Here is a 15466-nt window from a genome sequence, read left to right as displayed (position 1 = left end):
CTGTTCGTCCGTAAATCGCTTCTTCATTGAGTTCTCCTTGGCGTTAGCATAAAGAACTCACTTATCCGGTGGCTACAAAATTCGTCGCAGGTCACTGATCCCAGTCATAGATCTTGATTTCCGTTCGCCAGCGCTTAAGACGTTGCAATGACGCCGTATATTCGTAGACGTATATTTTTCTGGTGTTCCGATTGAACCGGATCGGGGTGTCTCTCGGAAGCCGACAGTCGTGCAGAGCGAATACGCTCGCTGCCACGATACCGCCAACCAGCATGACGCAAAAAATAAGTCCAAGCACTGGAATGAGGTTGAAATAAACATCCCTCAACTTAATAAGAAGAGGGATAAATACGCCAATAACACTCAGAAGAAACAATCCTCCTACTAAGATACCTAGTCCCCTGATAACAGACGATGTACGTGAAATCTCCAGGTAATTTTCATCGACGTGATTCAGATCCTCATCAAGGAGCGGGCTATCCAAGCGCTCATTAAAGTCAATTCCTGAATCGCGCTTAGGGAGGTCCTCATACCAAAGAGGATTTTTCGGAGTAAATCGGCTTGCATTACATGTTGTCACGCGGGCGACGCTTATCATCAGGTTTTCCGAGCGCGTTGATGAATAGGATGTCCGTACCCTGTACCAATTGGGCAGCAGACTATAAGTCCTCGATATTTGAAGTACATCACTCCGCATTCAATATCAGCCAGAGTCTTGAGGCTCTTTTGACCGATCGCAATCCAATCGACCACGCTCGCCAAGATCCTCTTCTCATTGTTTTGCTTGGTCTCGTGCAGGTACGCATCCAACTCAGGCATCGTCAATCTGATTCAACGCCATGGAAAATCAGCACAAGTATGATCCTGGGTCACTGCGCTGGATCCTGTCGCGGCTAAGATCTTCACTTGAATTGAAGTTTTTTTGGCCTAACCAACGTATTGATAACGCTCTGCTGACCCTAGTCAGACTTGTTATCCAGATCTTTAAGCAGCGTCACGTCAGCGTGATCAGAGAGCGGCTTTCCGCATCGATATCAGCCGGCCATTTAGGATCTGGCGCACATTGGCTTACAACATAATGGCAAAATCCCAGAGGGAGCCAGATCCAGAAGAACCACCCCATAAAAAACGCCAGCACATAGTCAAACCATCGCATCTTTTGACGGAAGCGATGGCCCGTCTCGGTAGGCGAGAGGTAGGGCATGTAGTTGAACAAGCTGTACGCGAAACCCTGCTCCTGCGGTCTTGCTTCCAGCTTAGGTAGATTGCCAGTCCCCTCTTTCATGAAAAGACGAATGTAGGCCCACAACTGGTAAAGCGTCGCCACCGTAGGATCCAGTCCCTTCAAGAGCAGTCGATCAATCACTTCATTGGTGCCCGGCTTGCAGACGACCAAGATCAGCTGGTGCCTGACCACGTAGGCCTTTCCAGTGTAGCCGGCTATCCTGGTTATTTCCGCCTCAATACAGTTCCAGTCGTAAACCTTCACCTCCTTACGCCAGGCAGTTATCCGTCGCTTGTACGTCTGATATTCGTAGAAATAGACTTTTTGAGTACGACGATTAAAGCGGACCGGAGTATCCCTGGGAAGCAGGAAGTCGTAGAGCATTAACACCAGCGCACCAACCAAGCAGGCAAAAATGATGACGCAAGTCAGCGTGCCGAGGACAGGATTTCTTGTAAAGAACCCGGAGCCACCATCGATCAAAGCCGGAATTAGTAAAAACCCAAGGATGGAAAGAACAATGGTACCAAGTAACACGCCCCCTCCCCTCATAAAAGAGGAAGCTCGTGAAAACTCCAAATAGCTTTCATCCACATGATTCAAGTCTTCATCGAGAAGAATGCTATTCAATTCAACTACGCCGCCCGATGGTGACTCTCTAGGTACAAGATCCTCATACCAACGCGAGTTTTGCGGTATAAACCGGCTACGTCGCTGCATGCTCACACCTCCTCCGTAACCAGCGAGCCCGCCAAACAGTCATCACTGCTCTTTGCGTCAGGCCAGAAGTTAATAACCACCGTAGTCTCCGCATAAATCGCCGGATCCAATTTAGCGTACAACTCAACAACCTTCATTGAACTGTCAGGACCAGAATTAACATTGAACTGATCTATGTCCTTTAAATCATTGGCGGACAATAAAGGGACCGTAATCAAGGGAAATGCTGGAACACCAAATCGCCCGCGTTTCAGCTCGACATGTCCTTTTAGTCTATGGCGGGCAAACCATATCCATTCGTACGCCGAAGTCTTTTCGTTAAACATACCGAATGTGAGCCGCAATTTTACGTTGTCACCAGAAAATTTATCCTCACCAAACCAACGGGTTGTGAAGTTTCTACTGCCCAATTCAATGCGTAACCCTGATACCAACGCATTTAGCTCCCCCATCTCTTCATTGATCTGATCGGAGGTCCAGATACCTTTCCCCAACGTGTTTTTTCCGAAATAGCAGCGATCAGCCCACCTCTCTGCGGCATTTGACTCAGCATTCATTGCTAACCACATTAGGAAAATCCCACCCGCTACCAATATGATTGCCCATCCTAACGGACCAAGTACTAACGTACCTCCCACCAAAGACGTAGACGACATGAGCAAGGCGGCCGCACCCGCAAAAGTGCCGCCAAGAAGAGCGGCCATTGCCATCAGGTAGTAATCAGCAGCTTGAGTATCTCCCCGCGTAGTTGACCTACGCGATGCTGAGAACGCTTGCATTGCATCGACAATTCCAGAGGCCAAGGCAACCCATCCGGCCAGACGAATCAGCATCTTCCCCAACAGCTCAGTACCAACCACCTTTAAGCTTGCACCAATTGCCTCCATAGAGGCTGCCAACACTCCAATGCTTGCCGATATTAGGGAAAGTTGCGCTTCATCGCCCTCCTTTCCTAATTTTTCTTTAACTGCCTTTATCGAGTCTTTTAGGGCCCAGCATTGAAAATAAACGGCTCCTGCAGCCAAAACTGGTTCGCCAACCGTGGCAATTTTTACATTCCGCTTAAGAAAATCACTAGCGAATGCACGAGCTTGTTTGGATTTAAGTTGAATATTGCCGGCCAATGACTGCAACTCACTGATCGTTTTCGAACTCAACATGACTGCTGAGACTCGCACTTGAGACATTACCTCGGCATTAGTCGCATTAGAGAATTTGACTGCATCTTGCAGAGCCGTCTTGACAACCGGCGCTTTTTCCAATGTCCAGATAGTGACTTCAATTAATGTATCTCGCACCTTAGGATCTGTGATACTCAGGAAGCCAGCGAGCAGCAGTGAATTGACCTGTTTGCGAGCTGAGGTTCCTATTTTGGCACCGCGCTCTTTCAGCAAACTGAGGTAATCCCCAATAGTCATCTTCACCTTGATGAAGATGATGCTAACTCCTGAGTAGAGATATTGGCTGGCCTGCATCGCACGATTGATCGTCATTGAAGCTTCCCTTGAAAGCTTCTGCTCGGTCCGTGCTGCTACGGCTCCAATTGTCGCCATCAGACTGGATGCCCATTGTTTCGCGCGCCCGTCGATAAGCTCCTCCAGCTTTCCGGGAGCGTCGATCTCCTCGGAGGCCAAGATATTCTTGGTAATGTCATAAAGCTTATCTCCCTTATTAAGCTCATTGTCTTTGGTACTAAGGGAGTTCTTTTCTGGCAGCAGAAATGCAAGCAACTCCTTACGATCTCCGAACAACCCTCTGAAGACGGGATTAAGAGAAGAATCCGGCTTGCTAGATAACCATTTTAGCCAGAGGGCCTGAGAGGCCTTATCCTCACCAGTTCCGCCTGATATCGACAGGGCGACCATTTCGAGCAACGACTTGAAGTCACCTGCATAGCGAGTGACGTAATCGTTGAAATGCACGCGCCAATCTTCACTATCAGCCCATATCGCCCAATCTCCTCCCTGCTGCTCAATCTGCTGCTCGTACTGCTTCATGCCGCTTTCGTAGCGTTTATCAAAGGTTACCCGCGCACCTTCATCATAGCGATCTGCAATTCTTTTCCATGCATCATCAGCATCCCGCTTCGCACGTTCAGCTCTCGTCGTCTGCTTCAAGGGGTAGATGGGAATGCCACCGGTTCCGGGCATGGGCAGCGCTTCGTAGTCCGGTTCATATTGCTTGTCCGGCTTTTTTTCCTTGGCTTCCTGCTGTTCGCGGTTGGCAGCTGCGGCCTGCTCGAAGAACTTCTTCAGGCCCACCAATGACTGCGATACGATCAGTGGCCGCATGACGGACACGCCAAATTCTTGCCTGCATTTGACAAAATGCGCGACATGGCCGTTGATCTCTTGGACGATGCCTACAGGATCAAACAACGCCAGCGCTGCTACTTTGCGTTTCGTTTTCTTATAGTAGGAAGCAACCTGCGCTCCAATCGCCCCAAGCTGATCGATGCGCGGAAAATCACCATGAACACTTTGCCATTGAAACGTCCCAGAATCGGGCTTTTCAGCAGAAACAATATTGGCGTTATAGCTCTGACGTTTTTTGTATTCGGCACCGTCTTTCGTATATTCTTCGACGATGTCGTGAATCGCAACCCCATCCTCCGACAGTTCTAACCCTCCTGCATGTTTGGACGGATCGGCTCCCAACAACGTGATATCGACCTGCTGCATTCTGCGATCCGGCTTTGCTTCGAAGGCGCTACGTACCTCCTTGCGCCAAGGCGTATCAGCGAAGCCAATCCATACTTTTTTGTATCGGTCAGGGATATTGATAAAACTTGCGGGAACGTTATGCCCATCACGCTTGCAAGCGTCCGTCATGGGACGATCAAGCTTGGCATCTGGCTCATCCGGATTTTTCAAGAGGCGTAGAAAACCATCCTCAGTCGCAACGTAGGTTTGCCAATGCCCCCTGACTCCCAAGTAAACGTGGACGTAGCCCTTGCGCAGGACACGTAGCGTGTAGCGATTACCCTTAAGCGGGTGGCTAGCAAATTTCTCCATCTGAGGTAACGACTGCAGATTTGCCTTCGGTCCTGGAACAAATGACGGCTTCACCGCGTAGCGAAGCGGCAGTATCGGATAGCCGGTACGCTGACAAAAGCCGCACTTCCCATCAGACCCAAGTGCGCACTTCTGTGCGGTGTCAGCATTTTTCCTTAGGATCGCTGCCCCGGTGGCAGGTTTTACTTGGGTGACTTCGTTGCCCATTTGGATCTCCATATTCAACGCAATACAGAATTCTTACCTTGTACGACATCGCCAGGGCCTTGCGTGGCGATCTCTTCTAGGATCGCATCGGGCAGCTCGCTCATCAGCTCACTCAATGTCCTTTCGCCCTCCAGTGCCTGATGGATTGCACGCTGTGACGCGGGATGCCGCACCCAATCCGGAGAGAAAGAAAATTCATTCAGTACCGCAAATACCAAATCTTCGGTGCGCTGCAACCCCATGTCCTGTGCGCGTTGCAACGCTGCATTAAGGGCGATTTCAGGTTGAGCAGGCAAGGGATGCTTGGCCTCAAGCATTGCCATTACGATCAGACTTGCATCAGCAACACTTTGCTGCATCTTCCATTCGCACAGGCCGAGGTTTTCCTTGCCTGCGACGCTAGTGATTTCGAGATCGTGCGCCGCCAAAGATCGCATGCGACCGCTCACATCCAGCCATATCCAATGACTGATTGGCCCCAGCCAACGACGTAGAAAACCATGATTACCAGCATCAGCCACAAGCGCCAGACGATGGGTTTCGAACAACGGTAGAACTCTTCTACGGCCTAGCTGCAAGTCGAATAATTCACAGGCTGAGGCGATGTGTGGCGCTAGGCTTTCAGCCGGACGTTCCGATGCCAACCACCCGCACACATAGGTGCCATTAATGCTAGCGTGGCGACGCCACGCATGAGCAATGCTAAGATCAAGCAAGGCTTCGTCAGGGTAGCCACGGTCACCGGGTGTATAGAGCGTCACGAGCGCGGGGCAAATAGCGGGGTCATGCGAAAAATCAGCTCGCTTCACTATTACTGGTGTTATAGGAATTTCCCTTCCGGGAAGTCGATGAAAATGCAATGGATCATCCTCAGCGCAGGAACGATTTCCATCCAACAGTAGATGGATATAGCTACTCGGATGGACTTCCCGCAACTGAAACAATGCAGCGCGAATTTTTTCGTTGATATCTTCTTGACTCATGACTGGATTCTTTAGGTCTGTTCAGAAACGATCGGCAATACTCACACCCCGCTCTTATACTCACAATCAGCCAACGGTCCAGGTACCGGCAAACTTGCGCTGGAGCCAGAGCTCGCCGGTCCCGTCAACTCCTTGGCACTAGCCCTGAACTCCATCGCCCCCGGCCCATGCACCTCGATGTTGCCGCCCTCGAGTTTCAGCCACGCGCCCTGCGCACTGAACTGCACATGCTGCTTGCCCGTGATCTGCACATCCTTCCCCACGCTGGCCACCGTCACCTGCTTCGCCGCCGTCATCAGGGTCTTTCCCGCCTGGCTCTGCACGCTGACCTTGCCCGATGCAGCATGCAACGCCATGCCGGCATCCTGAACAGGCTTGCTGGCATCACCGACTTTTCCGTAAGTGAAAAGACTGATCCCTGCCTTGGCAAGATGATGCAGATTGCCCTGCGCAATTTGGTTGATGTCCTTGCCCGCCGTGACGCTGCTGGTCACCCCGGCTGCCAGAATCGCGCTGGCCGGTGTTGCCGCCGCGATGCCGGCCGGACTGGAGAGCTGCAACTGCGGAGCGCTGAAGGCGGTCGCGCCAGTTGTGCTTGCTTCGCTGCCCTCACCACCGCTGCCATTGCCCGATGAAGCCGTGGCACTCGCCTTGAGCACCTCGACCGACTCCGCCAGCGATTCCACCGCGGGCAACTTGCCTGCTTCCGTCTCGCCCTCGAATTTGGCATTGTGCTTCTGGGCGGTCTCCGCCAATTGCTTCTGCTTATCGACGCTGTCCGCCAGCTGCGAAAGCGCACCCCGCACATCCAGCTGCGCCCCCGAACTCTTCTCCGTAGACAACAACAATCCCTGACCGCCGCGAACGGCCGCACTGTAGCGGGTCTTCAGCTCGAAGCCCTGACCGGTGGCGGCCAGGCGCTGATTGTCGGTCTGCTGGCGCAGCAGACCAAGATTCAGTTCGCTGGCACCGTCATGGCCATCCGCATGCTGCTGCAGCGAGGCGCGCGACTGGCCGGGGGTATCGTCAAACACCAATTGGTTGTACGCGCCACCGCCGCTCTGGCTGGCACCCAATGCCTGTGTCTTGATACCGGAGAGCACCGCCGCATGCTGGTGCCCGTCCGTATCGCCAGGGAACCACGCCGGTGCATTGCCGGTGGCCGCACCTGCACCCTGCCCGACCTGGTTGCCCTGGGCATTGTCCTGCCCGCGACCGTTGTACAGCGTGCCGATGACCACCGGACGGTCGATGTCGCCTTCGATGAAGTCGATCAGGACTTCCTGCCCCACGCGCGGCACCGCCTGGCCACCCCAATTGGCGCCCGCCGTCGGCGCAATACCCGCCAGCACCCGAACCCAGGTGCCAGATTGTTCATTGGCTGGCGCGCCAACGTGACCTTCCGGTGCCGGAGAACTCAAGCCGCTGTGACTGCGCTCGCCGCGCTGCCAATGGAATTGCACACGGATCCGGTTATCGCGGTCAGTATGGACCGCTTGTCCCTGCGTGCCGACCACCACGGCCGTCTGCTGGCCGCTCGCCACCGGCTTGGGATGCAGACGCTTGCCCTCAGCATCCGTCAGCAGGGGACGATACGGAATCTTGTTGCGGATCGCCTCGAAACGATTGCGGTAAACCGGCCGTGCAACGCCGCGCGCAGGCTGCAAGGCGGCATCGAGCAGACTCCCCGCAGCCGCACCCTCGTCCAGTGCGGCTTCGCCCAGCAGACGCATCGCCTCCGCCTTGAGATCCGCGTTCAGATTGTTGTGGGCCTGGTGAACCACCCGCAGCAGCGCGAACTGGTCATCCGCGCCACCGATATGGTCGTAGTGACCAGTGAGGGTAAAGCTGGTCGCGGGCCTGAGACTGCGCACCGTGCCCGTGCCGGTGAAGATTTCATTGCGCGCCTCGATGGCCTGCATCTGATTGCGCGCCTGGCGTTCGGCCTGCGCACGGTTCTCGTTGGCGTAGACGCCGGGCGCATCGCGCAGGGTCAATACCAGACCGCCCGGTGTTTCGCCCTGGCTGGCGTGGGCATCATCGCCACCGGTACTGCTCATGCTGCTGGCCTCTCGTACTGCGGCCTGGCGGTAGTCCCAGGTCAGGATCTCGACCGCATTGCTCTGCCAGCGGCGCACGCTGCGCCAGCGGTCAATACTGTCCTGCGACATCACCGCTCCCGGCTGGCTGAAGGCGATCCGGTCTCGTGCATTGGGCTTGAAGCTGCCGTTGTGGTCAGCGATGACCACAGTGTGCGTTCCCAGGCTGGCGCTGCTCGGGTCGCCGGTATGCTCGATGTAGTAGAACAGGCCTTCCTCGGCCAGCAGGCGTTCGACGAAAGCGAGATCGGTCTCCTGGTACTGCGTCGCCAGACTGCGCCTGGGGTAGACCGAGGCATCCTGCAAGTCCAGTCGCCAGGCGGGCTGGAGCTTGCCTTGTCCCTGGTAGTCACGGAAGACGGATTCGATGATGTCCGGCACCGTCATGTCCTGAAATACTGCACTGTCGCGCCGATGCCGCAGGAAGGCCAGCCACGGCTCAATGGTCAGCACGTAACGCGCCATGCCGCCATTCGCGCCTTCCATCCGGCAGTCGGTGACGTGGCCATGGAAGGCGCGCGGCGCACCATCGGTATCCAGCTCAACCAGCACCGGCTGCCCCAGCAGCTTGCGCAGGGAAATGCCGGCGTTCAGGCTGAGGCAGGAGAGCTGCAGGCGATAACCGGCGATGTCCGCCGTGCCATCCATCGCGCCGCGCTCCTCCTGGAACGCACTGATCTGCTCGACGGCCTGCAATTTCTCGGCCATCAGCGTCTCAGCGCCCAGCTCCGCTCCTGCGGCCATGTACAGCCGCATCACCCGCGTGGATTGATTCCACGCCCCCGCCAGGGCGGCGATGGCCGAGGCAATCATGATTGCCCCGCCGTTGATCGGACAAACTCAGCGGCGGGCGCTGCCGGGTGAAGGAGTGGTGAGGAACACGTCATGATCTTGACCGCTTCGTGAAGATTACTGGATGGTGTACTTGAAATCGCCCTTCTTGCTGGCCGAGACCTTGATGCGGCTGATGCCCTGCCCTTCGGCCATGCGCGCCAATACGCTTTCGGCGATCTCCGGCAAGAGGCTGCCGTTGAGGATGTTGTCCACATTGCGCGCGCCGGAATCAACCTCGGTGCAGCGCGCGAGCACGGCTTCGACCAGCGCCTTGTCGAAGCTGAACTCGGCCTTGTGGTTGCCGGCGATCCGCTTGGCGATGCGCGCCAGCTTGAGATGAATGATCTCGACCAGCACCTCATCGGCAATCGGGTAATACGGGATGACCTTGAGACGCCCCAGGAAAGCCGGCTTGAAGGCCTTGACCAGCTGTGGCCGGATCAGCGCATCGAGCTCATCCGGGGTGGGCAACTCTTCCGCAGTCTTGTTCAGGCACGCCTGCATCATCTGCGAGGAAGCGACATTGCTGGTGAGGATGATGATGGTGTTCTTGAAGTCGATCTCGCGGCCTTCGCCATCGTCCATCACGCCCTTGTCGAAAACCTGGAAAAACAATTCCAGCACATCCGGGTGCGCCTTCTCCACCTCGTCGAGCAGCACCACGCTATACGGATTGCGCCGCACCGCCTCCGTCAGTACGCCGCCCTCGCCATAGCCGACATAACCCGGCGGCGAGCCCTTGAGGCCGGAGACGGTATGGGCTTCCTGGTATTCGCTCATGTTGATGGTGATCAGCTTGCGCTCGCCGCCATACAGCACGTCGGCCAGTGCCAGCGCAGTCTCGGTCTTGCCGACGCCGGACGGTCCGACGAACAGGAACACGCCCTTGGGCTTGCCCGGATCGTCCAGATTGGCGCGCGAGGTACGCACGCGCTGTGCGACAGCAGAGGTCGCCTGCGGCTGCCCGAGCACGCGCTCGCGCAGCAAGGCGTCCAGGCCCAGCACAGTCTTGATCTCGTCCTTGACCATCTTGCCCAGCGGGATGCCGGTCCAGCCGGCCACGATCTCGGCTACCACATGGCCATCCACCTGGACCGGCACCATCGGGGTCTCGCCCTGATGCTGCTTCAACTCGTCCAGCAACTGCTTCAGGTCGGCGCGCGCAGCATCGGCATCACCGCTGTTGCTACCTTCCTTGTTGGCGCCTTCCAGCGCGGCACGCGTCTGCTGGATGCGCTCATTCAAGCCACGCTCCTGCTCCCAGCGGGTCTGCAGATCGGCCTGTTCAGCCAGGGCCGCGGCGTGTTGCGCCTGCAATTCGGCCAATCGTGCCTGATGCTCGGAGCCGCTGGCGCTCTCGCGCTGCAGTGCGCCGATTTCGGCATCCAGACGCTCGATGCGCCGCGTGACGCCCTCCAGCAGCGCCGGCGTGGCATTCTGTCCCAGCGCCACCTTGGCGCAGGCAGTATCGAGCACGCTGATGGCCTTGTCCGGCAGCTGGCGGCCGCTGATGTAGCGATGCGACAGGCGCACGGCTTCGGTGATCGCTTCGTCATACACGCGCACGCCAAAGTGCTTTTCCATGAGCGGGGCCATTGCCCGCAGCATGGCGCATGCCACTTCCTCGGTCGGCTCCTCGACCTTGATGACCTGGAAGCGGCGGGCCAATGCGGCATCCTTCTCAAAATACTTCTTGTACTCGCTCCAGGTCGTGGCGGCGATGGTGCGCAACTCGCCACGTGCCAGGGCGGGCTTGAGGAGGTTGGCGGCGTCGTTCTGTCCGGCCTGGCCACCGGCACCGATCATGGTGTGCGCCTCGTCGATGAAGAGAATGATGGGATGCGGGCTTTTCTTGACCTCGTCGATCACGTTCTTGAGGCGATTCTCGAACTCGCCCTTGACGCTGGCACCGGCCTGCAGCAGGCCCATGTCCAGCGTATGGATCTCCACGCCCTGCAAGGGCTGCGGCACATCGCCCTGGGCGATGCGCAGGGCCAGGCCCTCCACCACCGCGGTCTTGCCCACGCCGGCCTCACCGGTCAGGATGGGATTGTTCTGGCGGCGGCGCAGCAGGATGTCGACCGCCTGGCGGATCTCGGCGTCACGTCCGATGACCGGGTCGATCTTGCCGTCACGGGCACGCTGGGTCAGCTGGGTGGTGTACTGGTCCAGCGCCGGGGTCTTGCTGGCAGCGCGCTGCTGCAGTTCGCCCACGGGATCGCCGCCTGCGCTGTCCTCTTCACCCGGCTTGCCGCCGGCATCTGCCATCGCGGGCGCTTCCACCGAACCTTCGGTGAGTTTGTGCAGGTCATGCTTCAGTTCGTCGACCTTGAATTTGGCAAACAGCTTGGAACCGCGATAGGCCAGTTGCGACAGATCGCTCTGTGTCAGCAGCGCCAGCAACAGATGGCCGCTGCGGATGGCGGGATTGCCGCTATCCAGCGAAGCGATCAGCCAGCCATGTTCGAACAAGGTTTGCAGATGAGGAGACAGCACCGGGGTCCGGGTATTGCCGTTCTTGAAGGTGCCGATTTCGCGTTCGAGATCAGCCTGCAGACTGTCGAGACTGATGCCGCTACGTCGCGCGATCAGGCAAAAGTCGGACTGCGGCTGCTCCAGCAGGGCCAGGAACAGGTGTTCCAGGTCCACCTCATACTGGCCGCGCGACATGCACAGCGTGGCTGCGCGTTCCGTGGCCAGGCGCGCGGACTCGTTGAGTTTGCTGATCAGGGATTTCAGGTTGATGCCCATGCTGCGTTTCCTTCCTGCTTTGAATGGCGACAGCCTTGGCGGCCATCTTGGTTTTTGTGGTTTTCTTTCACATCACTGAACGGCAATTTCGTAGCGGATATCGGCACGGTCCCTTGTTTCGGGCGCGGTGGCGATGAAGGTATCCCAGCCCAGGCGTCCTCCTTCATTTGTGCCCGCAAGCGCCATCCCGCGGACATCCTGCGCACGCAGCACCAGCTGCACTTCATATTCGAGCGTCGATCCGGTGAACATGCCCAACATGCGCGCCAAGGCCAGGGAGGCCTTCTTCCCTGGCAGGAACTGCTCGAAATCCTTCATCGCCAGCGGGCCGATGCGCAGACGCATGCGCAGGTCGCGCTGCCAGACTCGCTCGCCGGCCATGGCCGTGCCGAGGGCCGAATTGGTCGAACCCAGCATGGTCTGGTGTTCGCGCGGCACCTTGTACCAGTAGCCGACGAACTGCTCGATCTGCAACGGCACCGAGAAATACTCGCCCAATACCTTCTGCATGTAGGGTGCCGAGGCGGGACGGTGTCGGAAGGCCCCCGCGAAGTGCGCCAGGGATTCGTCGCGGACTCCGTTGCCCTCGATATCCTGCAGGCGCTCGCGCAATGAACGGAAACCGAGCCCGGACAGGGACAACAGCAACGGCAGGAAGGTATCGCGGCGGCCGGCTTCGTATTGAAAGGCCAGCCGGTACTTGCTCCACGCCTGATAGAACAGGGCGAGCGAACGCGTGGAAAAGGCATCCAGGAAAGCACGCGGACCTTCATCTCGCTGCTCGATCTGGTGACGGGCGATGCGCTCGGTGTAATGCGCAGGAAGCGAACCGCTGCCGCCCAGGAAGCCCATGAAGGTCGGCGTCAGCCGCACATACTTCATCTGCCCGCTGCGCAGTGCCTGTTCCATATCAGCGACGGAGATAGTCTCATCTTCGCGCGGCGGATAGGTCTCAATCCCCTCGATTTCACTGGCAGGAAAGCCGAGTACGGTGCGATTGGCAAAGCGCAGGAAATCACTGACCGCACGTTCATGCGGCACTCCGTTGCGCTTGAACCAGAGTTCGATCATGCGCACGGCCTGGAAAAACTGGAAGCGGTGAGGAGCGGCGAACAGCCGCTCGATCACGCTAGGCTCAAATCTCCGCTGCGTGGCCTGCATTTGAGCAGTTCCTCCCCGGTTCTTTTGGATATCACGGTCAACTGCGAAAAGCTGTTGGCGTGGACGTACAAACCCATGAAGCGATCGATCACGCCGGCGAAGGCGTGCAAGCCGCTGCCGACGAAACCTTCTTCATCCACGGTCAGCTTGACCTCGATGCCGCGCACCAGGCTGGCGAACGGATTGCCCGGCAACCATGCGGTGGTGGCTTTGTGATCAATGGCGGCGATGGCACTGATCTGACGTTGCGAAATGGGTGAATTGGATTGGTCGTAAAGCGTGAGCATCTCCTGGAAGGCTTCCAGCCCGCCCCGCATGAGCGAGAGGTGATTCAGCGAGAGATGCGAGATCAGACGCCATTGCGCGCCGCGTCCGCGCTCGAAGCGCGAAGGCAGCGTCGGCTTGCGCAACAGGGCGGCGGTGCGGATCACGCCGCCACCTTCCAGACTCAAGTCTCCGCCCGGCAGGCCGTAGGTCAGCAAGGCAGGCAGGTCACGGTTGGTGCAGGTCAGCTCGATGCTCAGGGTATCGGTCTCGACCTTGGCCGGATCGAAATCGATATCGACGATCGAGATCTCCGTTTCATATCCGGGGCTTTTCAGGGCGACCAACTCATCACGGCGCATGGCCCAGTAATGACCATCACTCTCGGGAGCCTGGCCGTGGCGCAGGGAATAGAAGGGGCGGAAACGCGTGATCGATTCGCCTTGCGGCGTCTGGCGCACCAACTGGACCGAATCAATCGAGTAGACCTCGTAACCGAAGGCACGACGCCCGTCGGGCAGGACCGGGTAGGAGGCACCCGCATGCGTCAGGCGGATCGGATCTCCCCGCTGGCTGAACAGGTTGATGACCGGCGTGCAGCCCAGCAGCAGATTGGCCGCGCTGACGCCGCCGAGCTGGCGGGCGATATGCGAATCGGCGCGCAAGCCGGACAGGCCCAGGTGCAAGGTGAAGCTTTTGGTCCCGGCCGGCAGGACGGCGAGAATGGCCGACAGATCGATGTCGAAGAAATTGAATTTCTCGGGGAAGGCAAAATACTCGGTCAGCAGGCGATAAGCAGGATGCGATTGCGACGGGAAGTCGATCAGCGCGTCCTCTTCAGCGAACCCCACCTCGGCCAGCGGGACCTTGCGCAGCCCGGTCCAGCGGCCGCTGCGCGCCAGCTCGACCCAGGCAGCCGTGCTGCGCATGAAGAGGCTGTCACGCAGGGCGGCGCAGAACGAGGCCTCGCCATCGATGAAGACGCGCAGCGAGGCCAGGCCCAGCTTGGACAAGGTCACCTGCTCGGTGGTGGTCTCGATGGTGATGGACAGGGAGGATGTCACCGAAGTCGGCAACACTACCGCTTCAGGCGCGTCGATAATGGGAGAAAAGACCGCCTGTGCTAACCGGATGGGCGCGACCGGCACATCGTAAGCGCTCTGGAACCGGCAGATCACGCCCTTCACCGGCCGCGTGGATAGCGCCGTCCCGCGCGGGATGACGGTGGCGTTGGTCAGCTGCGCAGCCGAGGCTGCAGAGTCCATGCGCGCGATCGAGCAGGAGGGGAAAGGTCGCAGGTAATGCGGATAGAGGACCTCGAACAAGGCCTCGGTGAATTCGGGGTAGTCGTCATCAAGCCGCTTGGAGACCCGCGCGTTGAGCAGCGCATAGGACTGGATCATGCGCTCGATATGTGGATCCTCGCAGATCTCGCCGGCCATCAACAGGCTGCCTGCGATCTTGGGATAGCGCTCGGAGAACTCGCGGGAATAGCGCCGCAGGAAGCTCAGCTCGCGCTCGTAATAGGGAAGCAGCTCTTGCACTTAGACTCCTATGCGCGTGGTTCGCGACTTGCTGATCGAATATTGCAGGGTGGACGGCTGCAGGATGGCGTCAAAATTGACGGTCTCGCGCGCCGCATTGACCACGAGCAAGGCACTGATGGCGAAATTGAGGCGGTTGATCGAACCTTCCTGGATCTCCAGCGTGGCCTTGACGTTGCGCAATCGTGGCTCGTGCCGGGAGATGGCTTCTTCCAGGGAATGGCAGATGGCAGTGCGGTCATCCAGGCTGGCCAGGCTCATCCCGGCAAAATCATTGAGACCATAGGCGATGATGGAGGTGCTGCATTCGGGATATTGCTGCAGCAATTCCTCGGGCACGACGGAGCGCGTGTTGAGCATCGCTTCCAGATCGCGTGCGACGGCATCCTTGAGTTCTTCTATGGAAAGGCGGCTGACGACAGGGCTGAAGGAGGAACGCGGTCCATCATTCATCAGCTTGTCAAACAGGCTGGGCGCGAAGCCTTTCATATGCTTTCCCCCGTCTGGTGATCGAATTATCGGGTGGGTGAATCGACTGGCCTGGCCGACCAATCAACGATCTTGATAGTGAATCACACGGTGTTGAAAGCGGAAGTCCGCCGGAAGACCGGCGGACGTCATACGCTTCATGAATGGCTGTTCTTTTGCCGACAGCTCATCCGTT

Annotated in this window: 9 protein-coding genes; all 9 read right to left on the bottom strand. The window is 57.7% G+C overall.

The window, feature by feature from the left end; translation table 11 throughout:
* Nucleotides 1–91: 91 nt before the first annotated feature.
* The 9 genes from J2X56_RS25570 to tssE all read right to left on the bottom strand — a co-directional run bounded on the left by J2X56_RS25570 (nt 92) and on the right by tssE (nt 15291).
* On the bottom strand, nt 92–598 hold the full coding sequence (locus J2X56_RS25570) for a DUF6708 domain-containing protein (RefSeq protein ID WP_310163829.1): 507 nt from the start codon (nt 596–598) through the stop codon (nt 92–94).
* Between the two features lie 396 nt (nt 599–994).
* Entirely contained in the window at nt 995–1945 is a 951-nt protein-coding gene (locus J2X56_RS25565; RefSeq protein WP_204727134.1) for a DUF6708 domain-containing protein, read from the bottom strand.
* Between the two features lie 2 nt (nt 1946–1947).
* Complete coding sequence (locus J2X56_RS25560; protein WP_204727135.1) at nt 1948–5166, bottom strand: T6SS effector BTH_I2691 family protein; 3219 nt, start codon at nt 5164–5166, stop codon at nt 1948–1950.
* Between the two features lie 14 nt (nt 5167–5180).
* On the bottom strand, nt 5181–6149 hold the full coding sequence (locus tag J2X56_RS25555; protein WP_204727136.1) for a hypothetical protein: 969 nt from the start codon (nt 6147–6149) through the stop codon (nt 5181–5183).
* A gap of 41 nt (nt 6150–6190) precedes the next feature.
* Nucleotides 6191–9061, bottom strand: a complete 2871-nt coding sequence (locus J2X56_RS25550) for a type VI secretion system Vgr family protein (RefSeq protein ID WP_310163821.1) — start codon at nt 9059–9061, stop codon at nt 6191–6193.
* Nucleotides 9062–9157: 96 nt separating this feature from the next.
* Nucleotides 9158–11833, bottom strand: a complete 2676-nt coding sequence (gene tssH, locus J2X56_RS25545) for a type VI secretion system ATPase TssH (RefSeq protein WP_121045724.1) — start codon at nt 11831–11833, stop codon at nt 9158–9160.
* Between the two features lie 72 nt (nt 11834–11905).
* Nucleotides 11906–12994 (bottom strand): type VI secretion system baseplate subunit TssG, encoded by a 1089-nt coding sequence (tssG, locus tag J2X56_RS25540; protein WP_121045723.1) that lies wholly within the window; start codon nt 12992–12994, stop codon nt 11906–11908.
* Nucleotides 12958–14802, bottom strand: coding sequence for a type VI secretion system baseplate subunit TssF (gene tssF / locus J2X56_RS25535; RefSeq protein WP_121045722.1), 1845 nt, complete (start codon nt 14800–14802; stop codon nt 12958–12960). The genes tssG and tssF overlap by 37 nt, the downstream gene beginning before the upstream one ends.
* Entirely contained in the window at nt 14803–15291 is a 489-nt protein-coding gene (gene tssE, locus J2X56_RS25530) for a type VI secretion system baseplate subunit TssE (protein ID WP_121045721.1), read from the bottom strand.
* Nucleotides 15292–15466: the final 175 nt, after the last annotated feature.

Origin of the sequence: Herbaspirillum sp. 1173 (assembly GCF_031455335.1) — a bacterium.
In the GTDB taxonomy this organism is placed as follows: domain Bacteria; phylum Pseudomonadota; class Gammaproteobacteria; order Burkholderiales; family Burkholderiaceae_D; genus Herbaspirillum; species Herbaspirillum huttiense.
The sequence above is the reverse complement of the archived record's forward strand: the minus strand, read 5'-3'. Positions and strand labels throughout refer to the sequence as shown.

Excerpts from the sequence above, each read along its gene's own strand:
- J2X56_RS25570 (WP_310163829.1), bottom strand. The coding sequence starts at position 598 with ATGATAAGCGTCGCCCGCGTGACAACATGTAATGCAAGCCGATTTACT.
- J2X56_RS25565 (WP_204727134.1), bottom strand. The coding sequence starts at position 1,945 with ATGCAGCGACGTAGCCGGTTTATACCGCAAAACTCGCGTTGGTATGAG.
- J2X56_RS25560 (WP_204727135.1), bottom strand. The coding sequence starts at position 5,166 with ATGGGCAACGAAGTCACCCAAGTAAAACCTGCCACCGGGGCAGCGATC.
- J2X56_RS25555 (WP_204727136.1), bottom strand. The coding sequence starts at position 6,149 with ATGAGTCAAGAAGATATCAACGAAAAAATTCGCGCTGCATTGTTTCAG.
- J2X56_RS25550 (WP_310163821.1), bottom strand. The coding sequence starts at position 9,061 with ATGATTGCCTCGGCCATCGCCGCCCTGGCGGGGGCGTGGAATCAATCC.
- tssH (WP_121045724.1), bottom strand. The coding sequence starts at position 11,833 with ATGGGCATCAACCTGAAATCCCTGATCAGCAAACTCAACGAGTCCGCG.
- tssG (WP_121045723.1), bottom strand. The coding sequence starts at position 12,994 with ATGCAGGCCACGCAGCGGAGATTTGAGCCTAGCGTGATCGAGCGGCTG.
- tssE (WP_121045721.1), bottom strand. The coding sequence starts at position 15,291 with ATGAAAGGCTTCGCGCCCAGCCTGTTTGACAAGCTGATGAATGATGGA.